We start from the raw sequence: 12,605 nt of genomic DNA on the forward strand, positions 1-12,605 counted from the left end.
GCGTGAGTGGCGACGAGGAGCTGCGTCCGGTGCAGGGTGAGCACGGAGGGCCCGGCGGGTACGACCCGCAGGGCTACGACCAGCAGGGGTACGACCAGCAGGGGTACGACCCGCACGGCGGGTACGACGCGCACGGTCGCGCGGTGGGTTCGGGGCACCACGCCCCGCCGACCTCCGCGTACGGCTACCAGGGCGAAGAGGTCGAGGACTTCGACGACCTCGACGACGACGACGCGCTGCTGATGCCGGGTCCGCAGGGCGGCTGGGCGGAGATGCCGGCCGGCCACGACTCGGGGCAGCACGCGGTCGGACAGCAGATGCCGCCGGTGCAGCCGATGCAGCCGGGCGCGGGGATTCCGCAGGGGATCCCGCAGGGGCTGCCGCAGCAGCACCCGACGGCGGGGGACTCGGGGGTCTACGGCGGCGTGCCGGACGGCGTCCAGGGTGGTCTCCAGGGCGGCGTCCACGGCGGCCTCCAGGGTGGCGTGCACGGGGCTGTTCCCGGTGCGCCCGTGCCGGGCGGTGTCGGTGGATTCGTCCCGGCGCCCGAGGTGTTCGGCGGTACGCCGGTGCAGCCCGGCCCCGGTGTGCCCGGTGCGGCGCAGCCCGGCGGCCCGCTCCCGACGCCCCCGGTGCGGTCGCTCGCCGACCGGATGGCCGCGGCCGCGGAGACGCCCGCGCCCGTCGCGGGCCTCGGGCCCGTTCCGCCGCAGCAGGGCGGTGTCCCGGGCTTCGGACCGGTGTCGCCGACCGGCGAACCGGGTGTGCCCGGACAGGTGTTCGGCGTCCAGGGCGAGGCCCCGCACGTCGGTGAGAGATCGGCCCCGGGCGTGCAGCAGCAGCCGGGCGCGGGACTGGGACACGTCGGCGCGACGGCCGAACCGGTCGTGGGCGGACAGGTGTTCGGGGTTCCCGGACAGGCCGTGCCGCCGTCCGGCATGGGAACGCCCGGCTTGGGAACGCCCGGCATGGGAACGGCGCCTGACGCGGCGGCGCAGGCCGGGGTTCCGGGCGCCGACGCGAGCGGTCCGCACTCGGGCGGTGTGCCGGTGGCGCCGGGAGCGTCCGGCGCACCCGTGTTCATGCCGGGGCAGCAGGCCGAGGTGCCGAACTCCGGCGTCCGGCCAGGGCTTCAGCCGACCGGGCCGCAGGGCCCCCAGCAGCTTCACGGGCTTCAGCCCGGTGCGTCGGTCCCGGACCCGGGTGTGCGGCCCGCCGCGCAGCCTGTCGGGCCGCAGGGGCTTGGCGCGGCCGGGCAGCCGGGGGAGCAGGCCGCTGTGCCGAACTCCGGCGTCCGGCCGGGGCTTCAGGGACTTCAACCGACCGTGCCGCCGCCTGCGGGGCCGCAGGGGCCGGGCGTGCCGTCGGCTCCTCAGGGTGCCGCCGGGCCGGCCGTCGACCCGGGGTCCTCGGGCGCGGTGCGCGCGTCGGGCGTCGCCTTCACGACGTCGGGCCTCGACTCCCCGGCACCCCTCCAGGTGCCGCATCAGACCGTCGGCTCGCCGCAGTCGCAGGCCGTCCAGGTGGTCGGCGCGCAGCCGCCGGTCGCCGATACGAACGGCCCGCGCACGCTGCCGCCGCGCCGCCAGCGCCGCGTCGGACGCGGACCGGGCTCGGCGCAGTACCAGGCGGTCCAGGCCGCGCAGGCGGCTCAGAACGCGCAGAACCCGCAGAACGCGCAGGCCGCGCCCGGAGCCTCGGGGGCTCCGGGCGGGACCGCGCCGGGGACGCCGGGCATTCCCGGGCAGGCGACCGCCGGCCGGCAGGGCGCGGCCGGGGCCGGAACGAGTGCCGCACCGCAGGCCGTTCAGCCGGGCGGGGCGGAGAACGCCGCAGCGCTGGGCGGCACGGCGGGGGCGACTCCTGCTGGTGCCGGGGCTGTTGCGGGCGTGGCTTCGTCGGCGCCAGGTGGCCAGGCCGCCGGCGTGCCGGCGGCGGGTGCCGCCGAGGCGCCGTCGGCGCACGGCGCGCAGGATGGCCAGGCCGCCACGGCGCAGGCGCCGGGTGCAGCGCAGCAGGCCGCTCAGGCCGGCGCGGCGTCGGGAGAGGCTGCTGTGGCCGTACCGGCGGCGCAGCCCGGTACGACGGCCGGACAGGCGGAGGCCGCTCAGGCGGACGCCGAGGCGGCCCCGGCCGCGGGCGTTCCGGCAACGGGTGGCGCTCAGCAGGCCGTTCAGCTGGGTGAGTCCGCGCAGGCCGCGGTGCCGTCGGCCGCCGAGGCGCAGGGTGCGGGCGCGCAGACGTCCGAGGCGGACGAGCGGTCCTCGGCCGAAGCGCAGCCGAACACCGATGCGAACGCGGCCGGTTCGCGCTCTCCCGAGGAGAGCGCGGCGGAATCGGACGCCGGCCCCGCCACGTCGGGCGTGCCGCGCATTCCGCCGCCGCCCGGACCCGGCTCGCTGCCGAGCGTCGGGCAGGAGGCCGCGGTCGGCTCGACGGCCGCAGCGGACGCGGCACAGACCGACGAAGTGGCGGACGCGTCCGCCGAGACCGCCGCGGTCCCGAAGGCCGGACCGACCCGGCGTATGCGCACCGCCGCGTTCGCCGACCCCGACACCGCGAACCGGCGCACGGTGCGGGCCCGCAACCTGCGCGCACGCGCGGACGGTACGGCGAACGCGGAGGACCCGCAGGACGGAACCACCGCTGCGGCGCAGGCCGACGAGGCCGCGGCCCAGGCGGGCGTCCCGGCGGCGCAGCCGAACGCCTCGGAGGAGGCGTCGGAGAACGCGACCCCCGGTGGCGGTACGCCCGTTGCCGGTCAGCCCGTCGCCGCGGGCGCGCCAGGGGCCGTGCCGCAGCCTGACGCGGCCGCACCGGGACAGCCGGTCGCCGCGCCCGCCGACGGAACTCCCGCGGCGGGCACGCCTGCCGTCGCACCGACGGCACCGACGACTCCGGTCCCGGGACAGCCCGGAGGCTCGCCGAACCCCGTCGTGGCTCCGGCACCGATCCCGACGACCGGCCGCGTGGCCGCGCGACGAGCGCGCCGTGCGGGGGGCGCACCGCGTATCGCCCCGGCGCCTGCTCCAGCTCCGGCCCCCGCGACTTCGGCCGCCGCGTCGACGCCCGCCGAGGGCACGCCGGTCGCGCCCGCCCACCAGGGTCCGATCCCGGTCCCGCCTCCGGTGAACCCCGCCGGGGGACCGGCTGCTGGGGCTGTCGCGGCGCAGGACCCGGGCACGCCTGAGGCCGCGTCGAACATCGGTGCAGCGAACGCCGGTTCGGGTACGGCACAGCCGACGCCCGCACAGCCGGGCAACCGCACTCGGGCCAACGCGGGACGCATCCGCCTGCACGGCGCGGACGCCGCCGCCGGTGCGGTACGCGGCAACGAGGCCGGACAGGACGCCCCCGGCACCGCACAGCCGGACGCCGCCCAGCCGGGAACGGCTGCCGTCGACGGCGCGGTTCAGCCGAACGCGGCCGCGTCGGCTCCGACGCAGAACCCGGCGGGTACGCCTGGCGGCGTTCAGCCGCAGGCGGGGGAGCAGAGCGGTCAGAGCGGTCCGGTCGGCGCGACGCCGGCTCAGCCCGCCGGCCCTGACGCTGCCACGCAGGGCACGGCGAACAGCCCGGTCGCAAGTGGTGCGGAAGGTGTCGCCGGACAGTCGGCCGCGCAGGCGGACAGTGCTGTCGGAACCCCGGCCGCTGCCAACGCGCCGGGACAGCCTGACGGTTCGGGCGATGCGGCCTCGACGGCGGCGAACGGCACCGACGCGCCCGCCGCGGCGGGAACGGCCGCTCAGCCGGGTGGCGCAGAGCCCGCGAGCGCGGCCACGCAGGCCGCGGGCACGGGCGCGGCAGGTCTGACGCCTGCTCAGGGCGCCGGTGCCGCAGCCGCGGTGCCCGGTCAGCAGGGCCCCGGCGCTGCGGCGAACGTCGGCGACGGCGTGGCCGGACAGCAGGGTGTCCCGGGCGTGCAGAACGCCGTGCCGGGCGCCCAGGTCCAGCCGGGCGCCCAGGTCGGCGGCGCGGTCGCGCAGCCGGGTGGCGTTGCCGGTGTCGCGCCCGCGCAGGTCGCAGGTGCGGTGCCCGGTCAGCCGGGTGTGCCTGGTGCCGCGACTCAGGCCGGGCAGGCCGGAGTTGTGGGGCAGACGCCTGCTCAGGGCGGCGGTGTCGTTGCGAACGTGCCGGGTCAGCCTGGTGCCGTTGGCGCGCCGGGCGGTCAGAACCCCGCAGGTGCCGCTGATGGTTCGGACGCGGTGCAGGGTCCCGAGTCGGCAGACGCCGCGTCTGTGGCGGCTGCTCAGGGCGTCGGTGCGCCTGGTGCTGGTGCTGGTGCTGGTGCTGGTGCGCCTGCCGCGCCTGGTCAACAGGGCGCTGCGGGTGCCGGCTCCCCCGCGCAGGTTCATTCGGGCGGTCCCGCAGGCGTGACGCCTGCTCAGGGTGTCGCCGCAGGGACCGTGCCCGGTCAGCCCGGTGCCGTCGGTACGCCAGGTGGCCAGAACGCCGCAGGTGTCGCCGCTGGTTCGGACGCCGTGCAGGCGACGGCCGGGCCCGAGGCCGCGGCCGCCGACGCCGCCGGTGGCGCGGCGGGTGCGCCTGCTGGTGCCCCTGCTGCCGGTGCCGCTCCTTCCGACGCGCCGAACGGTGCGGTGCAGGTGGCCGGTCAGCCGGGCGGACCCGTTGGCGCCGCGCCCGCTCAGGGCGAGGCAGCCGCTGGTCAGGTTCCGGCTCAGCCCGGCGTGCCTGCGCAGGTTGGTCCGGCGGCTCAGCAGGGTGCCGGCGGCGAGTCGGCCGCTGCTGTCGGTTCCCCCGCGCAGTCCGGTGTGGCCGCTGCGGCCGCGCCCGTTCAGCCGGGTGGTCCCGCGGGGCAGGCACCCGCTCAAGCCGTCGATGCGGCCGGAGCCGTGCCGGGCCGGCCTGGCGTGGCTGGTGCGAACGCTGCTCAGGCCTCCGCTCCCGAGTCGGCCGACGCGGCGGCGGCTCCGGGAGTCGACGCGGCCGGTGCTCCGGGTGCTGCTCAGGGCGCCGGTGCAGTGGCCGGTCAGCTGGGGGCTCCGGGCGTGCCTGCCGGTGCTGGTCCGGTTCAGCCGGGTGGTCCTGTTGGCGTTACGCCCGCTCAGGCCGCGTCCGCCCAGGCCGGTGCCGGTTCGACCGCGCAGTCCGGCGTGGCCGCTGGTGCCGTTCCGGTTCAGCCTGGTGTCGCCGCGAACACGTCGCCCGCCGATGCCGCGGGTGCCGTAGCCGGTCAGCCTGTGGCCGCAGGTACGCCTGGCTCCTCGAACGCCGCTGGTGCAACCGGTGGCCCCGCCGTCGCGCAGGGGGCCGACGCGGCGCCTGGTCACCAGAACGCTCCCGTGGCCGGCGCGCCGGCCCAGTCCGGTGGTCCTGCCGGTCTCGCGCCTGCTCAGGGTGCGGGCGCCGCAGGCGCGGTGCCCGGTCAGCCGGGTGTGCCTGGGGCCGTTCCGAACGCGTCGCCCGTCGGCGCCGAAGGTGTGCCCGCGCAACCGGTGCCGGGTGCCCAGCCGGGCGTGACGGTTCCGGCAGCGCAGGCCGGTCCCGTCGGTCTGACGCCTGCTCAGGGTGCGGGCGCCGCAGGCGCGGTGGCCGGTCAGCCCGCCGCGGGTACCCCGGGTGCTCCGAACGTCGCTGGTGCGGCCGGCAATCCCGCCGCGCCCGGTCAGCAGGGCGAGCCCGCGGTCGCCGCTCCCGGACAGCCGGTGGCCGGTGCCGAGCCGCGCGCCGCGGTTGCGGCGGGCCAGGTTGCTCCTCCCGGACTGACACCCACTCAGGGCGCAGTCCCCGCAGGTGCGGTGGCCGGTCAGCCCGCCGTCGCGGGCACCCCGGGTGCCGACGCGGCCGCTCAGCAGAACACGCCCGCGGCCGGCGTGCCGGTCCCGTCGGGCGGGCCCGCTGAGCCGACGCCCGGTCAGGCCGTAGGCGCCGTCCCCGGTCAGCCCGCTGTCGCGGGAACGCCTGCCGCTCCGAACGCCGCTGAGGCCCCCGCCGTTCCGGGCAACGCCCAGGCCGGAACGGGTGCTTCGTCGGCAGCGCCCGGCGAGGTCCCGGGTGCGACCGGCCGACGGCGTGCCCACCGCGCCGGAGGCCGCCCGAGTGGCGCGGCAGCCGTCCAGGCAACCGCCGCACCGACGGCCGCGCAGGCCGCGGGCCCGGGCGCCGCCGCACAGGCCGGTGCCGCCGGTTCGGCTGACGGCACCCCCGAGGCCGGCTCGGTGGGCGCGCCCGGTGCGCCCGCCGACGCGACGTCCGGTGGCTCGGACGCCGCCGCCCCGAACGCCGGGGCCGCAGCCGCGTCCGCGGCGAACAGCCCGGTTCAGCCGGGTGCCGCACCCGCCGGGGCCCCCCAGGCCCAGGCCCAGCCCGGGACCGGCGCCGCAGCGGAGCCGGTCGGCCCGACCTCGGGTCAGGCCGCAGGCGGCACAAGCGTCCCGTCCACCCAGCCGGGCACTCCCGGTGCCGCTCCCCAGGGTTCGGTCGCGGGCGTGGCCGGTCAGCCGGGCGGCGGTACCGCTCCCGGTGGTCAGCCCGGCCCCGGTGGTCAGAACGCCGCGCCCAACGCCGGCCCCGCCGCCGCTCAGGCCGGTGCGGCCGACTCGGCGACCGACACCCCCGCGTCGGGCTCGTCGGTGGTACCGCCTCAGGCGGGCACCGTCGTACCCAACGCGGCAGCGAACGCCGCGCCCAACGCGGCAGCGAACGCCGCGCCCAACGCGGCAGCGAACGCCGCACCGAACGCCGCAGCGTCGTCCGCGACCCCCGCCCAGGCCGGGGCGACGCCCGTCCAGCAGCCCGGAGCCGTCCAAGCCACCCCGCCCCAGCCCGGCGCCGCCACCCAGGCCGCGTCCGGTCGGCGGGGCGTCCCCGCGGCATCGGTCCCGTCGGCCCCGTCGGGTGCCCCCGCAGGCCCCACGACCGGCCAGGGCGCACCCGACGTCCCCGGTCAGGCCACCCCGCCCGCGCGGTCCACCCAGCCCGGCACCGGCCAGGCCACAACGGAGCAGACCCAGCCCACCCCCGGCGCCGGCTCGCGCCGGTCGGGCCGTCGTGGTGTCGCCGCGTCCCCCGCGGGCGGTCAGGCCGCCCCCGGTACGCGTCCGGCTCCCGGCACCCGTCCGGCCCCAGGCGCGGCCGGAAACGCGACCCCCGGTAACGTGGCGCGTGCCGGCGCCCCCGAGGGCGTGCCGGCCGCAGCCGACGCTGTCCCTGGCGGCACCGCCCAGGCGACCCCCGTGCCCGGAGCCGGTGCGTCGGACCGTCCCGGCGTGCCGGGTCCCGACGAGGCCGTCCGCGAGGGCGAACCCGGCGTCGGACCGTCCACGTCAGAGAACCGCACCTTGGAGTACACCGTCGACGCCGCCCCCGCCTACGACGACGCCTCGCGCGACGCCGTCCACCGCGTCATCCGCGACCGCCGCGACGTCCGCACCGGCTTCCGCCCGGACCCGGTTCCGGACGAGGTCCTGATCCGTGTCCTGGAGGCCGCGCACCACGCGCCCAGTGTCGGCTACTCGCAGCCGTGGGACTTCGTGGTGATCCGGTCCGAGGAGACCCGTGCGGGTGTCCAGGAGCTGGCGGCGCGGCAGCGCGAGTCGTACGCCTCGTCGCTGCCGAAGGCCCGTGCGAAGCAGTTCCTCGGGATCAAGACCGAGGCGATCCTCGAGACCCCGGTCAACATCGTGGTGACGGTCGACGCGACGCGCGGCGGCCGGCACACGCTGGGCCGGCAGACGCAGCCGCAGATGGGCCCGTACTCGAGCGCGCTGGCCGTCGAGAACCTGTGGCTCGCGGCGCGCGCCGAGGGCCTCGGGGTCGGCTGGGTGAGCTTCTTCGACGAGCGCGAGCTCAGCCGCGCGCTCGGCCTGCCGGAGCACCTCGAGATCGTCGCGTACCTGTGCGTCGGCTACGTCGACTCCTTCCCTGACGAGCCGGAGCTCGCGCAGTCCGGCTGGGCGAAGCAGCGGCCGCTGTCGTGGGTCGTGCACGAGGAGGAGTACGGGCGGCGCGGCCTGCCCGGCGAGGAGCCGGTGCGGCTGCTCGACGAGACGCTGAACTCGGTGCGTCCGCTCGACGCGAAGGCGCTGAGCGCGGCGTGGGACCGGCACAAGGTCATGACGAAGCCCGCCGGGTCGCTCGGCGTGCTGGAGATGATCTCGGCGCAGCTGTCCGGGCTCGCCCGGGTGTGCCCGCCGCCGGTGCCCGAGCCGGCCGCGGTGGCGGTCTTCGCCGCCGACCACGGGGTGCACGCGCAGGGCGTGTCGCCGTGGCCGCAGGAGGTCACCGCGCAGATGGTGCAGAACTTCCTGGCGGGCGGCGCGGTCGTCAACGCGTTCGCGCGGCAGATCGGCGTCGAGGTGTGCGTCGTCGACGTCGGCGTCGCGACCGAGCTGCCGACCGGGGCGGGGCTGCTGCCGCGCAAGGTGCGGCCCGGAACCGCCGACATGACGCAGGAGCCGGCGATGACCCGCGAGGAGGTCATGCGGGCCATAGAGGTCGGCATCGAGACGGCCCGCGACCTGGTCACGGCCGGCAACAAGTGCCTGCTGACCGGCGACATGGGCATCGCGAACACGACCGCCTCGGCGGCGCTGATCGCGGTGTTCACCGGCTCCGAGCCGGGCGAGGTCACCGGGCGCGGCACCGGCATCGACGACCGGACGCACGACCGCAAGGTCGCGGTGATCCGGGCGGCGCTCGCCAAGCACACGCCGGACCCGGACGACCCGATCGGCGTACTGGCCGCGGTCGGCGGTCTGGAGCACGCCGCGCTCGCCGGGTTCATCATCGGCGCGGCCGCGATGCGTACGCCGGTCGTGCTCGACGGCGTCATCGCGGGCGCCGCGGCACTCGCCGCGCACCGCATCGCGCCCGACGCGCTGGCCGCCTGCATCGCCGGCCACCGCTCCGCCGAGCCCGGCCACGCCGCCGCGCTCGCCAAGCTCGGCCTGCGCCCGCTGGTCGACCTGGAACTGCGGCTCGGTGAGGGCACGGGTGCCGTGCTCGCGCTTCCCCTGGTGCAGAGTGCGGCCCGCGTGATGCACGATGTGGCCACGTTCGACTCCGCCGGAGTCAGCGGCAAGACGGGCTGAGACCGGACCCGCCGCCGCCCGGACCACGCCGGTCCGGGCGGCGGCACCCGCACAGGGGCGCGTCCCACGCCCACGTGCGCACGCTCCGGTGAGACCGGGTATTGACGGATAGTGAGAAAGAACGCCATGTCCCCGAAATACGACGACGTTCCCGCCTACCCCGCCGGTCTCCGGCTGGCCGGGCGCAAAGTCGTGATGGTGGGGGCCGGCACGGTCGCCCGCCGCAGACTGCCCGGACTGCTCGACGCCAAGGCCGACGTGCTGGTCGTCGCGCCCGAGTCCACCCCGACCGTCGAGGCCATGGCCGACGACGGCGAGCTGCGCTGGGAGCGGCGTGGCTACCGTGCCGAGGACCTCGACGGCGCCTGGTACGTCATCGCGGCGACCGACGACCCGGCGGTGAACGCGGCGGTCGAGGCCGACGCGGAGGCGCGCCGGATCTTCTGCGTGCGCAGCGACGACGCGTCCCGCGCCACCGCGTGGACGCCCGCCGCGGGGCGGCACGACGGGCTCCAGGTCGCGGTGCTGGCGGGCGGCGACCCGCGGCGCGCGGCGGCCGTCCGCGACCGGATCCTCGAGGAGATGCGTGAGGGGACGCTCGGCGCGGCGCACTTCCGCGCGAAGCGCGCGGGTGTGGCCCTGGTCGGCGGCGGGCCCGGCGACCCCGACCTGATCACCGTGCGCGGGCGCCGACTGCTGGCCGAGGCCGACGTGGTCATCACCGACCGGCTGGGGCCGCGGGCGCTGCTCGACGAGCTGCCCTCCGACGTCGAGGTCATCGACGCCGCCAAGATCCCCTACGGGCGGGCCATGGCGCAGGAGGCCATCAACAACGAGATCATCAAGCACGCGTCGGCCGGCAAGTTCGTGGTCCGCCTCAAGGGCGGCGACAACTACGTCTTCGGCCGCGGCTTCGAAGAGGCCATCGCCTGCGCGGAAGCCGGCCTGACGGTCGAGGTCGTCCCGGGCATCACGAGCGCCATCTCGGTCCCGGCGATCGCCGGCATCCCGGTGACCCACCGCGGTGTGGCCCACGAGTTCACCGTCGTCTCCGGCCACGTCGCCCCGGACAACCCGCAGTCCCTGGTCGACTGGCCCGCCCTCGCCAAGCTGCGCGGGACGCTGGTCCTCCTGATGGCGATGGAACGCCTCGGCGCGATCGCCTCGACCCTCGTCGCCCACGGCCGCGACGGCGCGACCCCGGTCGCGATCATCCAAGAGGGCACGATGGCCACCCAACGCACCCTCCGCACCACCCTGGCCACGGCAGCCGCCGACGCCCAGGCGGCGGGCCTGCGCCCCCCGGCCATCGTCATCATCGGCGACGTCGTCGCAGTCGCCGACCGGATAGCCCGCACGAGCGAGTAACCGCACACCAGTTCCACCCCGGCGCACGCTCCACCGGAAGGGTGAAGCGTGCGCCATTCGGGCCTGTCGCGCGCGAGATCGTCCATAGCGTGCCGTCGACCGTCACACTGGCTCTAGCGTCGATCGACGGCTAAGGAGGTGACGGGTCTTGTCGGACGACACGACTCCGAGGCTCGATGATCTGGCCAACACGGGCGACTTGCGTGCCCTTGCCGAGCTGCTGCTGGAGACGCACCGCGTCGAGTACGTGGACGGCGGGGTGGTCCTTGTGATGGCCCCTGCAGGGTTCGAGCACCGACGCGTGATCGAATCGATCGTCGATGACGTCAAGCGCGCCTACTACACCGGGGTCAGCCCGACCCACTGGCGCACGCACAGCGAGAACTTCAAGTGGAACCTCCCGGGCGGCAGCGAAAAGTTCTACGTGCCCGACCTTGTGGTCGTACGTCCTGGAGGGACGCGCAGTTCGGAAGAACGCGAGGGCATTGAGCTCATCGTCGAGGTGACCTCGCCGAAGTCGCCCGACACGGTGTTCAACGACAGCACCGCGAAGCCGCGTCAGTACGCCCTCGGGGGTGTCCCCCTCTACCTGATGGTCGACCAGAAGAACGGCACGTGGACGCTGCACCACTTGCCTGACGGGGAGCGGACGTACCAGGTCCTCGTGGAGGGCGCCTACGGCGAAAAGTCGGATCCGATCCCGTTGCCGACGCCGTTCGGGTTCGCCTTGCAGACGGGGGCGTGGCCGACATATACGGGCCTCGACGACTGATCGGCTGCTCATCGCGGGCGGCGGGCCCCGGCTCGCCGTCCGTCGTGCATGCCTCGTAGCGCACGGGTCTGCCGTGGCGGGCGGTGGTGGCCGGGCATGGTGATCTTGGGCGGTAGCGTATGGCGCGATAGCGCACGGGTTAGGCGATGGAGCGGCGGTTATGAGGCTTGGCCTCGGCTGGACGGTTTTCCGGGGCGGGCAGTCGGCCCGCCGGGCGGAGGAGAGCACGTGATCCGCATCGACGACCCCGCCGACGCGCGGCTGACCGACTACACCGACCTCACCGACGTCGACCTGCGCCGCCGCCGCGAGCCCGCCGAAGGCCTGTTCATGGCGGAGGGCGAGAAGGTCATCCGCCGCGCGCTGGAGGCCGGGTACCCGCTGCGGTCGATGCTGCTGACCGAGCGCTGGGCGGACGTCATGGCCGACGTCATCGACCGGGCCGAAGGCCCCGTGTACGTCGCGTCGCCCGACCTCGTCGAACAGGTCACCGGCTACCACGTGCACCGCGGCGCGCTCGCCTCCATGCAGCGCAAGCCGCTCCCGGACCCGGCCGAACTCCTCGCCGGGGCACGCCGCGTCGCGATCCTCGAGGCGGTCAACGACCACACCAACATCGGCGCGATCTTCCGCGGCGCCGCGGCGCTCGGCATGGACGCCGTGCTGCTCTCGCCCGACTGCGCCGACCCGCTGTACCGGCGCAGCGTCAAGGTCGCGATGGGCGCGGTGTTCTCCGTCCCGTACGCGCGCCTCGCCCCCTGGCCGCGGGCGCTGGACACGGTGCGGGACGCCGGACTGCGCGTCCTCGCCATGACGCCCGCCGAGGGCGCGGTCCCGCTCAACGAGCTTCCCGCGGACGAACTCGCCCGCTGCGCCGTGCTGTTGGGCGCGGAGGGGCCGGGCCTCACGCGCAAGGCGATGGACGCCGCCGACCGGCTGGTGCGCATCCCGATGTCGCACGGCGTCGACTCGCTGAACGTCGGGGCGGCCGCCGCCGTCGCGTTCTATGCGGTCAGCTACGGCGCCGGGACCTGAAGACCGGCCCTGACCTGCGCAAACCCCGTCCCCGGGGCCTGGCTTCGGGACTTTGGTCCCGTCCCGCCCCGGGACCCCTGTGGCAGTATGGGCCGCGTCGACCCGTTCGCCCGGTGCGTCGACCATGACCCGGGCAGCGCAGCTTCCGGCGACGAAAGGAGGCAGCTGTGCACAGCGAACCTCCTAGTCGCGGTCAGGCCTGACCCCACCTGAAGGGTGGGCGTCCGCATAGGCCGCCGCTGTAGATCGCCTCTTCCCGAGTGACGCATGTCCCGCGCCCGTACGCGCGCACTTTCGCGTGCCCGTACGCCGGTGCGGCGGCGTCTGCGTGCCCGCGTGCCCCATGACGCGCGGTCGCGCCACATCCAAGGGCTCTG

General features: G+C 76.5%; 4 protein-coding genes. All 4 read left to right on the top strand.

Annotated elements, in window-relative coordinates:
* Positions 1–2: 2 nt before the first annotated feature.
* The gene (gene cobT / locus QI554_RS11140; protein ID WP_281468656.1) at positions 3–9,053 is read left to right on the top strand and encodes a nicotinate-nucleotide--dimethylbenzimidazole phosphoribosyltransferase; all 9,051 of its coding nucleotides are present in this window, start codon (positions 3–5) and stop codon (positions 9,051–9,053) included.
* Between the two features lie 126 nt (positions 9,054–9,179).
* On the top strand, positions 9,180–10,421 hold the full coding sequence (gene cobA / locus QI554_RS11145; protein WP_281468658.1) for a uroporphyrinogen-III C-methyltransferase: 1,242 nt from the start codon (positions 9,180–9,182) through the stop codon (positions 10,419–10,421).
* 148 nt (positions 10,422–10,569) lie between these two features.
* Entirely contained in the window at positions 10,570–11,193 is a 624-nt protein-coding gene (locus tag QI554_RS11150; RefSeq protein ID WP_281468660.1) for a Uma2 family endonuclease, read from the top strand.
* 228 nt (positions 11,194–11,421) lie between these two features.
* Positions 11,422–12,228, top strand: a complete 807-nt coding sequence (locus tag QI554_RS11155; protein WP_281468662.1) for a TrmH family RNA methyltransferase — start codon at positions 11,422–11,424, stop codon at positions 12,226–12,228.
* The last annotated feature ends 377 nt before the right edge of the window (positions 12,229–12,605 follow it).

Source organism: Yinghuangia seranimata, from assembly GCF_029953285.1.
Taxonomy (GTDB): domain Bacteria; phylum Actinomycetota; class Actinomycetes; order Streptomycetales; family Streptomycetaceae; genus Yinghuangia; species Yinghuangia seranimata.

Excerpts from the sequence above, each read along its gene's own strand:
- cobA (WP_281468658.1), top strand. The coding sequence starts at position 9,180 with ATGTCCCCGAAATACGACGACGTTCCCGCCTACCCCGCCGGTCTCCGG.